The following is a 15486-nucleotide window of genomic DNA, read 5'->3' on the forward strand; positions in this document are numbered from 1 at the left end:
GACCTTCCTGAACGATAGCCAGGCGATCCTCCGGACTGAATGATCTCCGTTCTTTTTTCATAATACCCTAATTTAATGGTTCTAAATTGTTTTTAAAATCTAGTCCAGTCTTTTAGGGGGTTAGTACAATAGAAATCATGATATTTTTATATCTATATAATCTAAAACTAAATTATGCCTTATCCAAAAAAGAACATCAGTCCCAGAAAGAGAAATTAGCGGACGACGCGATTTCACATTATGCTTCACCTCTGATGGTTTCAAAGTATATTTCTTATGTTTGTATTGAGAGCGTTAATTTTGGATTGGGCAGCCGAATAGCTGCCCTTTTCTATACACTCTACAGGTATTTATTTTGCCTATATGCTTTTCGTAAAATAACGCTGATTGCTTTTCTGATCCTTTCTAACCCTTTCTGACTTTTTAAATCAATCTTGCAAAAAGTAGAGTTCGTTGATTTAGCATGCAAGACCAAATAATATATCCCGCTTACCAGTATAGCGGAGATTGCCCATTAGTTAGCCTGTTTGCATAACAACTGTAAAATAATTTGGCTATTTCTCTGTAGTTCTCTAAATTACACAAATCAGTATACATTCTATAAATCTAGAGACAATAGCCTTGGAATTACCACCGTCACTTGTAAATAAATACAACTTAAAAGTTGAAGGAAATCTAGCAGCAAAGCAAACGCTTGTTTTTGCACATGGGTTTGGAACTGACCAGACATCCTGGCGCTTCGTCAAGAAAGCCTTCTCGGCAGATTATCGGTTAGTTTTGTACGATAATGTTGGTGGCGGTAAATCTGACCCAAATGCCTTTAGTCCGATCAGATATCAGGAACTTAACGCTTATGCCTCTGATCTGCTTGAAATCGTAAACGTACTTGAATTGAATGGAGCTGTGTTAATTGCCCATTCTGTTAGCTCGATGATTGGGGTATTAGCAGCAATAAGGAATCCGTCCGCTTTTTCTAAATTAATTCTTGTCGGTGCCTCTCCGCGTTACCTGGACGACCAGGATTATATCGGTGGTTTTTCAACTGAAGATCTAGATGTGCTTTTTAAATCTATGACAGCAAATTACTATGCGTGGGCAAGTGGATTTTCTTCTATGGCAATGCGCAATTATGAGAAACCTGAACTCGGACAAGAATTTGGGAGCACGCTATCCGCATTACAACCTAACATAGCACTATCAGTGGCAAAGGTTATTTTTCAATCGGATTGTAGATCAGCATTACCTAAGTTAAAAAATGATGTCCTAATAATACAGATGAAAAACGATGTTGCCGTACCTGAAGCAGTAGGACGTTACCTCCATGCACATATTGAGCATAGCAAGCTACTCGAAATTGATGTAGAAGGTCACTTTCCTCAGCTGAGTGCTCCAGATTTGTTGAGTGTAGCTATCGAATCTTTCTTAAATGAACAACATTGATCAAACATATTGGCTTCGGAAAATAGTTGATTTCATGCGTTGCCTGGATCAGGTAGAAAACGCCGACGCACAAGATATCCTAAGAATCCCAATCCTGAAACTTCAGGAGCTATCTGATGCCAATGATATTTTCTTTATTGAGTTAAAAGATCCAGTTACAGCTACCGTTACCTATGCTTTTCCTGGCCCTGCGCCTCTGAGTATGATTGATCCCGGATTCTTTGAAAACATTTCCGGGACAATGCCAATGTACTTTAGTGGCAAACCGTTTCCAGAGTTAAATACTGGAAACAGTGACACGGGAAGTACCGTGATTCTTCCATTAATAGGAAATAATCCTCGTAGTTGTGTAATTTTGATATGGCACGAACCAATCCAGTTTAGTTCTGAATTCAAAGAATTTATTGAAATATGCTATTCAGTGGTGCGACGTATAGCAAAAGTTTCTACGGTATTATATTCAATTGAACAACTTGAAGTCTACTTTAATGCAATTCTACAGACAGTACCGCAAAGCATAATATTCATTGACAATTCCGGTAGGCGAAGCTGGGTTAATGAAAATGCTTCACACTTGTTAGATTTACCCTCTGGCATTGTAGAGCCAAGCTTACTAGCGAGCAAAATGCAAGCATTCAGGAGTCTGGCAAGTAATCGCGAAGAAATATTTGAGCGCGGAATGGAACTCTTTCAGCAAGGTAGCAAGGTTACAGGTGATTGGAAATGGATCTATTCAGACCCTGAACCCCGCGTGTTTAATGTTTATTGTACCCCTGTGGAATCCAAGAGTATACAAGGGGTATTGTGGATGTTCGACGACATCACAGAAAAACATTTTGCTGACCAGGAAATACATGATCTTAACATCAAGCTAAAGCGGGCGAGCGATTATAAGTCACAGTTCCTAGCCAACATGTCTCATGAACTTCGCACCCCTTTGAATAGCATCATCGTTTTAGCGAACCTTCTGGCGGAAAATAATGAGTGTAATTATACCAGCAAACAAGTTGGATATGCAAAGATAATCTCGAATGCTGGCAAGGACTTACTGTACCTTATCAATGACATTCTCGATCTTGCCAAAATTGAGGCCGGCAAAATGGACCTGAATCTGGAAGCTGAAAGTACCAAAGAAATGGTGCAAAGTATTCAAGGACTATTTACCGAGGTGGCGCGTTCAAAGAATATAAACTTTAGCATCAAGGTATCACCGCTGCTTCCTGATTTCATAGTAACCGATAGACTACGGCTGAGTCAGATTTTCAAAAACCTGCTATCAAATGCTTTCAAATTTACCCCTGAAGGTGGAAGCGTAGAATTCAGTCTCGACTGTAAACTCGAGGAAGAAGTACTGATTGTGCGCGTGTCGGACAGCGGGATCGGAATCGAAAGCAACAAGAAAAATGAAATATTTGAAGCCTTTAAACAAGCAGACGGAACTACAAGCAGAAACTTTGGAGGCACAGGACTTGGTCTTTCCATATGCAAAGAACTGGTATGGCGATTTGGGGGAGATATTGCAGTTGAAAGTACTCTTGGGCTAGGAAGTACATTTATCATAGAAATGCCTTTGAAAAGAGCAGAGGAAGTATTAATTAATCAAGTTCCGTCTTTGGCAAATCCAATACAACCGAAAAATGAACTTGATCCAACCGAATTTCAAGAATTAAACCAGAGAAGAATTCTAGTTGCAACTGGTGACATCCGGGAGGTTTTCTTATTCAGTACAACTTTGACAAATTGTGGAGCTTTCGCCCAACATGCCTCATCAGTAGTAGAACTTAAACAAGAGCTGCTGATTGAGGCCCCAGAAATTCTCATTCTGGATTTATACCTCTTGAGTGTTGATTCAGATGCATTAAAAGCACAATTACGCGACCAGAGACAAACATTGAAAGTTGTTGCGCTATCCGACACTGCCCTCCAACCGGAAGAACTTGAAAGTGCAGACTTTGATGTAGTACTTCATCGACCGGTTGATGCATCAAAGTTGCTAAATACAATTAAACGCCTATTAACATCTACATAAGATAACTATGTCCACAAGGAAATTTCCAATTCTGCTGGTGGATGATATCCCGGCTAATTTAGAGGCACTTGAAGGTATGCTTCAAAGTGAAAATAGAACGTTTTTGAAAGCGGGCAGTGGTACAGAAGCTTTAAACCTGGTGATGAAAAATAAGGACATTGGGCTGATATTACTTGATGTACAAATGCCCGATATGGACGGGTTTGAAGTGGCCCATTACGTTAAATCTTATAAACCTTCGAGTTTAATACCAATCATCTTTGTTACCGCCATTAGCAAAGAAGAAAAATTCATCATGAAAGGTTACGATCGTGGAGCGGTTGACTATTTGTTCAAACCACTGAACGTTGACATTACCCGATCGAAAGTTGAAGTCTTTGAAAAATTATACTTTTATCAAAGGCTTCTGCTGGACAGCTTGGCGGAAAAAGAGCAGGTAAATAGCAAACTTCAGCAATTCACCAACATTGTGGCTCACGACTTAAAATCGCCTTTAACAGGAATGATATCGTTAGTTGAGTTACTGCTTGAAGATGAACGACTCCTAGTATTTGATGGCATTCCAGAGTACTTGAACATGCTCTCAGATGCTGCTATGCAGTCTTCAAAAATGATCGACCATCTTCTACAGGAATCGAAGGTCGCTAATGATAAGGTTACTCTGGATTTGGTAGATACCGGTAGCCTTGTATCGGAAGTGGTAAAATTACTGTTTACCACAAGACCAGCGGAAACGATTATCCATGAGACGCTTCCGATATTTCATACCAATAGAATAAAATTGCAGCATGTATTTCATAATTTGATCAGTAATGCAATAAAATACAATGATAAACAAACCATGAAAATTGAAATAGGAAGCCTTGAAAAAGAGCGTTATTATGAATTTTTCGTAAAGGATAACGGGCGCGGCATCAAAGAGGAGGATTGCAAAAGAATTTTTGAACTTTTTGAAACTGCAGGTCCCTCAACAGGAATTGAGACCTCCACTGGGGTTGGCCTAAATATCGCAAAAATGTATGTTGAGCAACAAGATGGAAAAATCTGGGTCAATTCATCACCAGGAATTGGAAGTACCTTTTACTTTGAATGGAAAAAGACTTCTTCGGAATAGCAATAACTAAACCCTTAAACTTGTATAATTATGAGACTTCTTATCGTTGAAGATGACGTTCTAATCAGAAAAACAGTAGAAATGAAATTTCGCAAGGAAGGCTTCGAGGTAGTTGTCGCCATTGATGGCAAAGATGGAATGGAGAAATTTGAAACAACTGATCCTGATATTGTGCTAACAGATATCATGCTGCCTTATATAAGTGGGCTCGAGATTGTACGAGCCATAAAATCAAGGCCTAACAAATCTATACCAGTAATTGTCTTTTCTACCATGGGGCAAGAAGCAATGGTGGAAGAGGCTTACCGCTTGGGGGCTGATGAATTCGTGAAGAAGCCCTTTAGTCTTGCCGAACTTGCAATCAGAGTTAAAAGACTAACTAAAAGTTGATGTCAGATATAAACTTGTTTGGTTTAATTGCAGATAGCAGTGCATTCACATTGCTAATTATAGCCTCTGTGTTCTTTCTAGCGACCGCTTTGATTATCATTCTGGTAACGTTGACTTTCCAGGCAGTAAAAAGAAAGAAACTCGATATTCGACAGGCCTTAGAAGACAAGCTCAATGACTGGATTGCCGAAGTGTTAGCGGTTGAAGATGAGCCCCTGAAAATGTCTGAACATTTATCAGCGTATTTCAAAAATCCGGATTATCACCCTTACATCACAGCACAACTGATTATAATAAGAAAAAACATTTCTGGCAGTGCATTAGGTAAGATCATCGACGTTTATGAACAATCTGGACTGAAAGCAAGTTCAGTGAAAAAACTTCAAAGTAGTTCCTGGCATGTCAAGGCACTTGGAATTTATGAACTATATATGATGATGCAGAAGGATATGAAAGTCGAAATCAGTAGATATACCAACTTCAAAGATGATTTTGTACGTGCCGAAGCACAAACGGCCATGATAAGTTTTGAAGGTTTCTCAGGCTTAACCTTCTTGAATACCTTAACACGCCCACTAACGGAGTGGCAGCAGCTGAAGTTAACCGAACAGCTATTAACATTGAATACGGAGCAAATTGCTGGCTTAGAAGCATGGCTCCAGTCAGCTAACGCACAAGTGGTTAGTTTTGCATTGAAACTTGCAGCTAACTTTCAGCAGTTGCAGGTGCATGATGCAGTTGTTAATTGCCTGGTCAATGAAAATGAAAAGATAAGAGCAGAAGCAATTCTTACACTGACCAAAATAGCAAATATGGAAACAGCCGGCCGGTTGGTCAAACAATATGTCACTGAAACTGATTTCAATAAGCGAAACATACTTATTGCATTGCGGTCCATTTCTGGTGATGAGCAATCAGCTTTTCTAGAGCAACAGCTTAACCATTCTGATAATGACATTAAGTTACTTGCTGCTCTCGCCTTATTGAACACCTATGCTGGAGCAGAACAAATCTTGATGGACAAAGCGCAGCGCCAGCAAGACCCCTACCGTATGATTTTTCTGCATGCTAAAAGAGCGTTGACATATGATTTGGGCTGATATCATTTCCAACTTACTGACGGGAACAATTCTCACCTACTCAGTGGCATTATTATTATTTTACTCTTTTATTGCCTTGTATTCTATTGGCGATACAAGACGGTATCTATATAAGAACGCTTTTACTGATTACCGCCTTTTAGCCTCGTCAGCTCAATTTCCTTCAGTCAGCATTTTGGCGCCTGCTTATAATGAGTCTGCTACAATTGTAGAGAACGTTAAGTCGCTACTTTCGCTCTACTATTCTAATCTGGAGGTTGTAATTATAAATGACGGAAGTAAGGACAACACCCTGGAAACAGTGATTGCGGCATACGACCTGAAAATGGTTGATTTTTATGTCAATTACAAAATCCCAACAAAAGATGTACGGGGAGTTTACAAGAGTCGTAATCCAGTTTACAAGAACTTATTAGTTGTGGATAAAGTTAATGGCGGGAAAGCAGACGCACTTAATGTGGGCATAAATACTTCCAGTCACGACTATATTATTTGTATTGATGTAGACTGTGTACTTGAGCAAGATGCAATTTTGAAGATGATGAAGCCATTTCTCGAGGAAACAGATCAAAAAGTTATCGCCTCCGGTGGCGTTGTTAGGATTGCCAATTCTTGTTTGATTGAAGATGGTAAACTCAAAGAGGTGCGGTTACCGGAAAACTATTTTGCACGGATGCAAACACTAGAATATATCCGAGCATTTCTTTTAGGACGTATGGCCTGGTCACGGTTAAATGGGCTTTTATTAATTTCCGGAGCCTTCGGCGCGTTTGACAAAGCCTTAGCCATTAAGGCTGGAGGCTATGATGTGAAAACAGTTGGTGAAGACATGGAGTTAGTAGTTCGAATGCGCCGGATGATGGAGGAAGCAAAGCTACCATACCGTGTGACTTATATTCCCGACCCATTATGTTGGACCGAAGCACCCACAAACAAACTGATTTTAGGGAGGCAGCGAAACCGGTGGACAAGAGGTACTATAGAGACGCTAAAGTTTCACCGGATTATGTTTTTCAACTACAAATACGGTGTACTTGGACTGCTCAGCTATCCCTATTGGTTCTTCTTTGAAATGCTTGCGCCTATAGTAGAGTTTGTTGGATTTTTCGCGTTCATTATACTAATACTGTTAGGCTTGGTCGATTGGCAGATGTTCGTGGGGCTACTGCTATTTATTTTGAGTTTTGGCTATATGTATTCAACCTTTTCAATCCTCATCGAAGTTGCGACGTACAATCAGTACAGAAGACTGAAAGATACCGGAAAACTAATTTTAGCTGCGTTATCAGAGCCATTCTATTTTCATCCTTTCGTGGTACTTTCAGCAATAAAGGGCTACCGGGACTTCATCAGAAAAAAGCATAGTTGGGGAGAAATGACCCGACAGGGATTTAATACCAAAAAAAATAGCGATACGCAGATTTAAAGCAATATTTTATAAGACGATGTATGTATACTAGGGTAAAATTTTTTGGATATTCTGTAATTGTATTGCTGAACTTACTGTTAATTCTGCCATGTAAGGGACAGCAGCAAGATGAAAAAACAGAAGTGCTCTTTCAGGAAGCGAGAAAGGCAACATTCGATCACAAAGATCATGAAAAAGCAATTAGACTCATGAAAAGAGTTCTTGCAAAAAATCCTGATGTCATCGATTATAATATTTTCTTAGGGAGACTGTACACCTGGAGCAAAAAGGTAGACAGTGCTCGCATCATATTCAAACATGTATTGGAAATAACGCCAGAACATGAAGATGCCGCTTTAGCTTATGGAAATCTGGAGTACTGGAACAGCAATCCCTCAGCTGCTTTAGAAATAATTGAATCAGGTCTACAGGCCTCGCCAACGTCAAGTTCGTTATTGCTCTTGAAAGCACGGGTACTGAATTCGTTAAATCGGACTCCTGAAGCTAGCTTGGTTCTTACTCGATTGTTAAAAGTTGATCCTAAGAATTCAGAAGCAAGGGCACTGGCTAATACCTTAAAGGAGAATAGCTCGCTTAATAAAATCAATTTAAGCTACGACTACATCTATTTTGATGAACAATTTGAGGATCCCTGGCAAATAGCAAGTTTTGGATATGCCAGACAAACCAAACTCGGAGCAGTGGGCGTAAACTTGAATTATGCAAATCGATTTGATGATAATGGGTTTCAAGCAGAGCTGGAAGCCTATCCTAAAATATCTAGAACGTTTTACGGCTATGTGTCAGGAGCTTATTCTGCAAATGAAAGCGTGTTTCCCAAATACAGAGCAGGCTTCTCCTTATTTGCTAACCTGCCTGTCGCTTTAGAAGCTGAAGCTGGCGTCAGGTTCATACATTTTAGTCAAACAAATACTATATACACACTCGCGCTGGGAAAGTACTATAAGAATTACTGGTTTAACATACGAACATATCTTACACCATCTAAAAACAATATTGCTCACTCCTACACAATGAACTTTAGGTACTACTATGGAGGTGCGGATGATTACCTAAGCCTAAGTACTGGAACGGGGATCTCACCTGATGATACGCAGAATAATGTGCTTCTTGCCTCCAGTTACCAGCTTAAGTCTACAAACCTGTCAGCAGCATATCGGCACGCGATAAATTTCAAAAATGTCTTCAGTATTGGTTTGACATGGTTCAATCAAGAATATAAACAACAGCAATGGGGAAATCAGTATAACATTAATTTAACCTATCAGTTTAGATTCTAAGAATTTCAGCAAGACATTTTTAAAAGCCTGATGGTAAGAGATAAATTTTACTTTTTTTTGTTGTATGATGGTAGTTTAGCTTGAAATGTCAGCTTTAAAGTTCTTTATAATAGTAATGATATTGTTTCTTATGGTCACCTCCACATCTTATTCGCAAGAATTATTTGACAACTTTAGTGGCGAAACGCTGGATCGATCCATTTGGAAAGCTGCAAACAGGAAATGGGGTGAGCATGAAGCAGGTATCAGTCACGGAGGAGTGGTGCCTGCTAATGTGTATTTGAAAGATGGAAAATTGGTGATTTGCGGGAATGGAGATCTGTATACAGGTGCTGTTAAAGGCCATGGCCAATCTCAGCGCGTCGGCGGAGCGGTATCTACAAGAAAACGATTTGGACCTGGACGGTATGAGGTTTGTGCAAAAATTGTATCAAAGCTTGGTGTACTATCAGCATTCTGGACGTTCTACTATAAAAACAGGGACATGAACCATGAGATTGATATAGAAATTCCAGCTCTAGATTCATCAGGAAATTATAATCTTAATTGGGGCACTTTAGCCAACTGGCGGGGCATTTCAGCTGATGATAATAGTAGCGTAAATAAATATCTGGGGAATATAGCCGATGGTAACTACCACATTTTTAGGTTCGATTGGATTGCAGAAATAGATGGTCAGCCCTCAAAAGTAGCTTGGTATGTAGACAATAAATTGCTTTATACATCTTCTGAATCAATTCCGGATAAACCGTCACATTTCTGGTTAGGTGTTTGGTTTCCCTGGTGGATCGGTTCGGCCGATTTCCAAACAGAATTCATGTTTATAGATTGGGTGAAAATAAGTGCAATATCCGATATGGCAGGTAAGTAAAAGTGCAAGCGAAGCTGACGAAACTTGCTCTAATTATTATTACCATGGTATTTACCTTAGGAAAGTATCGAAAACTCTAAAATTTTCCAGCCAAATCTGGCATTCAATTCTAAAAGCTGGATAATAGTATGGGTTTTACGGTTTACACTCAATAAAATAAAATGAGCAGAAGGACAAGTAGCACTGTACTAATAACAGTCCCTTATTGAAGATGTACTTAGAAAGCTCAACCTATTGTGTCTCAAAAAAGGAAAGTGACTGTTGCACAACTCGAATAAACGTCGATTTTTGCTTTTATTAAAGTGTCGAAATGCGTAAATTAAATGCATGCAAGGCAGAAAGGACTATACCGAAAAGCTGTTCACCAGCTTCCAGCTCTCGAGCCGGGTTCCCAAGGAAAACCTGTACCGCAAACTCCGCGAAACGCTTGATCTGAACTTTTTATATAAGGATACAAAAGACCTTTATGGTAAGACTGGCAACCGGTCAATTGACCCGGTTGTCTTTTTCAAACTGCTGCTCACTGGTTACCTGGAGAACATTACCTCTGACCGCAAGCTGGTAGAGCATTGCTCCATGCGCATGGACGTATTGTACTTTCTTGGTTTTGATATAGACGAGGAGCTGCCTTGGCACTCGACAATAAGCAGAACAAGGCAGCTTTATCCGGCATCCTTATTTGAAAAGCTATTCAACAAAGTGTTTACCCTGTGTGTAAACAGCGGCATGGTATCTGGCCATACCCAGGCGGTGGATTCAGCACCTGTTAAAGCAAATGCATCGATAGAAGTGTAGTGTTGAAAACGCCGTCTACCTCCATAGATGGTCACCTAAAGAAAGTAGCGGAAGAGAACCAGGAAGCAAAAAAAGAGAATGACTCTCCTTCAGAGGCATTTGTCACTGCGCCCGAGCACCACTTAAAGCGAGTAGAAAAGCACCATCAAAACCTGAGTGACCAGACTGGAGGGTCGCTTGGCTCTTCCCATGAAAAAGCACAGTTACTTAGCAATAAGACCCATTATAACCCTCATGATCCGGATGCACGTATATCTGTAAAGCCCGGCAAGGCCAGAAAGCTTAACTATCACTGCAGTATGGCGGTGGATACAGCCGAAGGCGTGATTTCACATATCCAGGCCGACTTTGCCGATGGCAGGGACAGTCAGTATCTGCCTAACATTAGCCTGCAGGTTCAAAACCGTTTAAAGAAAAACGAGCTCGCAATGACAGACCTGCTGGCAGATGCAGGTTACTCTAACGGCTCCAACTACAGTTTTCTTGAGCAAAGAAATATTACAGGCTGGATCCCTGTCTTTGGAAAATATAAACCTGAAATAGAAGGTTTCCCTTATAACAAAGAAAAAGATGAATATAGCTGTCCGATGAACAGGCCATTACCCTTCAAGGGCTTTCATACTAATCTGGATGGCACGGTATTAAAAAACTACTGGGCAGCATCAAAGGAATGCACAGTTTGCCGCATGAAATCTACCTGCGCACCGAATACACGATGTAAGAAAATAACCCGGACCGTTTATGATGCACAGTATCTCAGGGCTTATCAAAGGCAACAAAGTAAAAGAGGCAGGCACATGAGGAAACTGAGGCAGAGTACAGTCGAACCTGTATTTGGCAGTTTAACTCAATACTATGGCTTAAGGAAAATAGGTGTACTGGGTAAATCCGATGCCCATAAAGTTATGCTGATGGCCGCAATTGCATTCAATCTTAAAAAGTATCTTAAAACCGGAGGAAGAAAGCCCTTCAAAGCCGTATTCGAAGCTATTATAGATGACTTACAGCCAAATTGGTTTACTTATTTCACACATAAGTTAATCCATACCGACTTTACTAAAGGCTAAATAAACTGAGGCGTAATTCGGTATTCGAACAATTAAACCACTTCCGCAACAGCCACGAAGGTTTTATCAGCTAGTTGCTAATATATGACCTCTTGAATGGGTAGGCTGCTATCCTATTTCTCGCATAAAATGCAGTAACAAAATGGTAACAATCTAATCACCTATCCATCAGCTGTGTTAACAAGTTTAAACGAAGATATCCCTTTTAGCCTGACCTGCAGAACAACGGTCAATTCCCCCCTCATACGACAATAACGAGGAAATGGCGATAATTTAACTGGTGCCATAATCCATGTTAGCGAGTCTTTCTTCTATTTCTTTGTCAATTTGTATTTTAAATGCGTTGTCAGATCTGAGGGTATAACTTCTTCAATTTGTAGATCATACTTATCTTTGTCCATACCGTCAAAAAGTCGAATACCGCTTCCTAGAAAAATAGGAGCAATGTGAATGAAAAATTCGTCCACTAATCCTGCATTTAGGAATTGTTGAATTGTGTTTGCACCGCCTTGTATTCTTATGTCCTTTCCTTTTGCAGATTGTCTTGCCTTGTCCATAGCACTTTCAATCCCATTATTTATAAAATAGAAAGTTGTCGTGCCTTCTTGAATCCAAGGTTCTCGCACCTCGTTTGTCAGAACATATACGGCTGCTTTGTATAAGTCATTTGGCCAGCTTGCCTCGCCTTCTTCAAACATTCGTTTACCCATTATGAATGCACCTGTTCTTGCGATTGTCTCTCTAATGTATCTTCCGTCAGCACCGTCTTCCCTTCCTCCTTCAAACCCCAGATATTCCCAAAAAGCTTTTTGATTGAACATCCAAGAATGAATTTGCCCTGAAACTCCTCCCATAGGATTTTGGGGACTTCTGTTGTCTCCTGCAAAAAAGCCATCAAGAGATATTCCACTGTCAAAAATTACTTTACTCATTTTTATTCTTATTGTTTGGTTGCTTGACCTGTTCTTGCAATGTCCGCTAACTTGGGTGTTAATTGTAATTTAAGCTTTTTCATGTTATTTTCAACTATTAAAGCTATTAAGGACATGCAGTAAGTCAGGGGCCATTTGCAACAAATCACTGGTTAAGAGTGACATTCGTAGCAGTGACTATTTAGCGAATGAGGTATTTAAAAATGGTCGAATTCAGAGCCATAGTAAAGAGAGAGGATTGTCTCAAAAAACCAAGATATATGTTTTTGCCTTTGCCATTCATCTGGATCCAGGTACCTTTTGAGGTGTTGTTGACCCGAATTGAACTCATTTTCTTTCAGCTGCTAGTTTACCTTAGAATATAGCTGGCAAGAGATAATTTTCTACAATCAGATTAGCCTGGCGATGTGCATAGCCACTTCCATAAGCTGTCGCAGTAATGACAACTACCAATGGCTTGTCTTTAAAAACAAATATTTCGTTGCCGCCATTACCTGAACTGTAGAACGTTTCATAGTTCTTGTTTTTACTATGGAACGTTTTGTTCCAAAACAAATAGCCATAATATTCACCCTTTCTATCAATAATCTCCTTGTGTTTTGTAAACGTTTGAGCGACCCAGTCTTTGCTTAGAACTTTTTGGTTATTCCATGTGCCACCATTTTGATACAGCTGACCAAACTTTGCAAAATCCAGACTGTTCATTTTAATTCCCCCAGCGGTATTTGCCACATGTTGTGGTGTATACTGCCATTGATATTTGGAGATACCTAAAGGCTTGAATAGTTTATTTTCTGCATAGGTATCCAGCCCACCAGGAACCAAACCATTAAGTATGTCGCCCACCAACATTGCTCCTGCAGTAAGATAATGCCATTGACCTTGATATTTGTTCGTATCAACCGGCAGATTGAGGACGAAACTTACCCAGTTACTAGTTGGATACATGTTTTCTTCATTTCCTGGTGATTGTGGATCGCCGTCATCACCGTCAAAACATGAACTCATGGTAAGCAGTTCTTCAATTCTAATATTTTCCTTTGCTTTACTATAGTTATGGAAGGATTGTAGACGATAAAAATCTTTTAATCTTTGCTGTTCTGATTTTAGATATCCTTCGTTGATTGCTATACCAGTTAGCGTAGAAGCAAACGATTTACCCACTGAACGCACATCGTGCAAACTGTCGCGGCTTGAACCATTAAAGTATTCTTCAACAAGTATTCGACCATTTTTTATTACAACTATACTGGTAATATGCTTAAATACGTCTGCTTCAATGTTAGCCCGAAGTTCCTTAATCCTATTAATATCAAATTTTTCATTAGAGACTGAAAAACCATTATAACCTTTGATCGGGGAAAGGCGGACTCCATTTATATCAATTACCGGTTTGCGGTTTACATTGATATTCAGTTTGCCAGCAGCGATAAGGGGACCAACTTTTAATTTTGAAGATCTAATATAGGGTCTAAGCTCAATTCTTAGGATATGTTCTCCCTCAGTAAGCGCCGTATCTCCACCATTTAGCATAAACCGATTCCAAGCAGACTGGCTCCACCATGCGCCTTCATGTACATTATCAATTAAAGGTTTATTCCAGCGTGTTTGTGTTTGTTGCTGCGTAGCATTAGGAGCGCCTGGGAGCAAATTTGTTTGATAGATTAAATTCTGATCAATATAAAAGGAAAACTGATAGTTACCTATTTTGGCAAGCGAGTCGGGATTCAATCCTGGAGCTAATTCTTGCAGGTAGCTTGTTAATGTTTTCTCTAAAATAACTGTTATGAAGAGATTGCTTTTGTTTGTAAGCTTATAGGATTGCAGAAAGCTTGCTGTACTAAAAGATTCAGCTGGGTTAGCTTGGTGGCTAAACAATATTTTGCCATTATATATTTCATCCGTTTTCGGATTATTGCGCGGAGTGTCAGCAATTGTATCGCTTTGTTGCGCAAATGCAAACGGACAAAAGAATAGATTGAGAAAAATGATTACTGTGCTTCTAAAGATCATAGATTTTGCTTTTAACAAAGCTGTGAAACAACCAGGGCCTAAAATAGAACAGAATTAACATTTAGATTTTCTTTAGAAGCTTTTTAAAGGTCAATGGTGTGATATGATGCAAAGCCTTAAACGAACGGATAAAATGACTTTGATCGGCAAAGCCACAAGTCAGGGCAATTTCTGTAAGTGTACTATCTTTGTGTTGGAACATTCGTAATGCCGCTTGTACCTTCAGCATTCGTATATAGTCGCCTAAATTACATTGAAAGTGTTTTGAGAAGTTCCTGGATAGATGAACGGGATGAATAGCTAATTCATCAGATAAGCTTTGCAGCGTCCAGGTTGCACAAGGAGAATCATGCAGCAGGTCTTTAAGTCGCAGTGCCCATATAGGTTTCTGTTTAAAGGAGGATTGATTTGGTTCTGCTGCTGTATCCAAAAGCTGTGTAAGCAAACTTTCAATAGCTAATCCTCCCAATCTATAATCCAGTTTCACTTCTTTGAAAATGTTGTACATCATTTTTATTAAGTGTGGATCTTGCATGTTAATGCTTCCCTGAAGACTATTGGATTTAAGCCCATGGGCTTCAAACCAGTCAGGCCTTAACTCCACATGAAAGCCTCTTGTATATCCCTTGGGCTTTATATTATAATGAGGCTCTTGCCAATGGTGGAAAAGTAAACTTCCTGCAGAACAGTGGTAAATTTCTTTCTGATTACCCTCTATAACATTTCCAGAAAGAATAAAAGTAAAGTAAGCATTTTCATGGTAGTGCCAGTCTACGTAGGGATGAGTGTATTCCGTATCAGTTAAGGTTAAACCGCCTATCTGGATGTTTGTATTAGTTACACCAAAAAACTGACCGGCATGCAGGCTATTCATTCCTTTATAGGTACTTAGTAAATCGTTCCAGAATAAGTATCGTAAAAAAGAATAGATTATCAAACTAAAATGTCAACTGAAGTGTCTGGAGTTGCTACGAACTATGTCAAAAAACAAACTTTAATTCACTTTTCTACTTCCCTAGCCTAGGC

The 15486-nt window shown here is 39.6% G+C and carries 13 protein-coding genes; 10 read left to right on the forward strand and 3 right to left on the reverse strand.

Features of this window, described 5'->3' with window-relative positions:
* The first annotated feature begins 621 nt into the window (after positions 1 to 621).
* From IEW69_RS16605 to IEW69_RS16645, 10 genes are all read left to right on the forward strand, one after another.
* Positions 622 to 1440 (forward strand): alpha/beta fold hydrolase, encoded by an 819-nt coding sequence (locus IEW69_RS16605; RefSeq protein WP_188627998.1) that lies wholly within the window; start codon positions 622 to 624, stop codon positions 1438 to 1440.
* Positions 1427 to 3469, forward strand: a complete 2043-nt coding sequence (locus tag IEW69_RS16610) for a hybrid sensor histidine kinase/response regulator (protein WP_188627999.1) — start codon at positions 1427 to 1429, stop codon at positions 3467 to 3469. Before IEW69_RS16605 ends, IEW69_RS16610 begins: the two co-directional genes overlap by 14 nt.
* A 7-nt stretch (positions 3470 to 3476) precedes the next feature.
* The gene (locus IEW69_RS16615; protein ID WP_188628000.1) at positions 3477 to 4583 is read left to right on the forward strand and encodes a sensor histidine kinase; all 1107 of its coding nucleotides are present in this window, start codon (positions 3477 to 3479) and stop codon (positions 4581 to 4583) included.
* A 30-nt stretch (positions 4584 to 4613) separates the two neighbouring features.
* Complete coding sequence (locus IEW69_RS16620; protein WP_188628001.1) at positions 4614 to 4973, forward strand: response regulator transcription factor; 360 nt, start codon at positions 4614 to 4616, stop codon at positions 4971 to 4973.
* A complete protein-coding gene (locus IEW69_RS16625) occupies positions 4973 to 6073 on the forward strand; it encodes a HEAT repeat domain-containing protein (RefSeq protein WP_188628002.1) in 1101 nt (366 codons plus the stop codon). The genes IEW69_RS16620 and IEW69_RS16625 overlap by 1 nt, the downstream gene beginning before the upstream one ends.
* Positions 6060 to 7499, forward strand: a complete 1440-nt coding sequence (locus IEW69_RS16630) for a glycosyltransferase family 2 protein (protein ID WP_188628003.1) — start codon at positions 6060 to 6062, stop codon at positions 7497 to 7499. The genes IEW69_RS16625 and IEW69_RS16630 overlap by 14 nt, the downstream gene beginning before the upstream one ends.
* 23 nt (positions 7500 to 7522) lie before the next feature.
* Positions 7523 to 8782, forward strand: a complete 1260-nt coding sequence (locus IEW69_RS16635; protein ID WP_188628004.1) for a YaiO family outer membrane beta-barrel protein — start codon at positions 7523 to 7525, stop codon at positions 8780 to 8782.
* A gap of 85 nt (positions 8783 to 8867) precedes the next feature.
* Positions 8868 to 9653 (forward strand): glycoside hydrolase family 16 protein, encoded by a 786-nt coding sequence (locus IEW69_RS16640; RefSeq protein WP_188628005.1) that lies wholly within the window; start codon positions 8868 to 8870, stop codon positions 9651 to 9653.
* Positions 9654 to 9980: 327 nt separating this feature from the next.
* Entirely contained in the window at positions 9981 to 10448 is a 468-nt protein-coding gene (locus tag IEW69_RS16960; RefSeq protein ID WP_229663663.1) for a transposase, read from the forward strand.
* A gap of 2 nt (positions 10449 to 10450) precedes the next feature.
* A complete protein-coding gene (locus IEW69_RS16645) occupies positions 10451 to 11515 on the forward strand; it encodes a transposase (RefSeq protein WP_229663664.1) in 1065 nt (354 codons plus the stop codon).
* Positions 11516 to 11826: 311 nt separating this feature from the next.
* On the opposite strand, the gene IEW69_RS16650 is transcribed toward IEW69_RS16645, so the two are convergent.
* The 3 genes from IEW69_RS16650 to IEW69_RS16660 form a co-directional block, all read right to left on the reverse strand.
* The gene (locus tag IEW69_RS16650) at positions 11827 to 12447 is read right to left on the reverse strand and encodes a dihydrofolate reductase family protein (protein WP_188628006.1); all 621 of its coding nucleotides are present in this window, start codon (positions 12445 to 12447) and stop codon (positions 11827 to 11829) included.
* A 354-nt stretch (positions 12448 to 12801) separates the two neighbouring features.
* On the reverse strand, positions 12802 to 14460 hold the full coding sequence (locus IEW69_RS16655; protein ID WP_188628007.1) for a serine hydrolase domain-containing protein: 1659 nt from the start codon (positions 14458 to 14460) through the stop codon (positions 12802 to 12804).
* Between the two features lie 61 nt (positions 14461 to 14521).
* Positions 14522 to 15334 carry a helix-turn-helix transcriptional regulator gene (locus IEW69_RS16660; protein ID WP_188628008.1) on the reverse strand — a complete coding sequence of 271 codons (813 nt, stop codon included), beginning with the start codon at positions 15332 to 15334 and terminating at the stop codon, positions 14522 to 14524.
* Positions 15335 to 15486 lie beyond the last annotated feature (152 nt).

Origin of the sequence: Pedobacter quisquiliarum, assembly GCF_014642175.1 — a bacterium.
In the GTDB taxonomy this organism is placed as follows: domain Bacteria; phylum Bacteroidota; class Bacteroidia; order Sphingobacteriales; family Sphingobacteriaceae; genus Pedobacter; species Pedobacter quisquiliarum.

Excerpts from the sequence above, each read along its gene's own strand:
- IEW69_RS16660 (WP_188628008.1), bottom strand. The coding sequence starts at position 15,334 with ATGAATAGCCTGCATGCCGGTCAGTTTTTTGGTGTAACTAATACAAAC.
- IEW69_RS16960 (WP_229663663.1), top strand. The coding sequence starts at position 9,981 with ATGCAAGGCAGAAAGGACTATACCGAAAAGCTGTTCACCAGCTTCCAG.
- IEW69_RS16640 (WP_188628005.1), top strand. The coding sequence starts at position 8,868 with ATGTCAGCTTTAAAGTTCTTTATAATAGTAATGATATTGTTTCTTATG.
- IEW69_RS16625 (WP_188628002.1), top strand. The coding sequence starts at position 4,973 with ATGTCAGATATAAACTTGTTTGGTTTAATTGCAGATAGCAGTGCATTC.
- IEW69_RS16635 (WP_188628004.1), top strand. The coding sequence starts at position 7,523 with ATGTATACTAGGGTAAAATTTTTTGGATATTCTGTAATTGTATTGCTG.
- IEW69_RS16655 (WP_188628007.1), bottom strand. The coding sequence starts at position 14,460 with ATGATCTTTAGAAGCACAGTAATCATTTTTCTCAATCTATTCTTTTGT.
- IEW69_RS16615 (WP_188628000.1), top strand. The coding sequence starts at position 3,477 with ATGTCCACAAGGAAATTTCCAATTCTGCTGGTGGATGATATCCCGGCT.
- IEW69_RS16650 (WP_188628006.1), bottom strand. The coding sequence starts at position 12,447 with ATGAGTAAAGTAATTTTTGACAGTGGAATATCTCTTGATGGCTTTTTT.
- IEW69_RS16630 (WP_188628003.1), top strand. The coding sequence starts at position 6,060 with ATGATTTGGGCTGATATCATTTCCAACTTACTGACGGGAACAATTCTC.
- IEW69_RS16610 (WP_188627999.1), top strand. The coding sequence starts at position 1,427 with ATGAACAACATTGATCAAACATATTGGCTTCGGAAAATAGTTGATTTC.
- IEW69_RS16620 (WP_188628001.1), top strand. The coding sequence starts at position 4,614 with ATGAGACTTCTTATCGTTGAAGATGACGTTCTAATCAGAAAAACAGTA.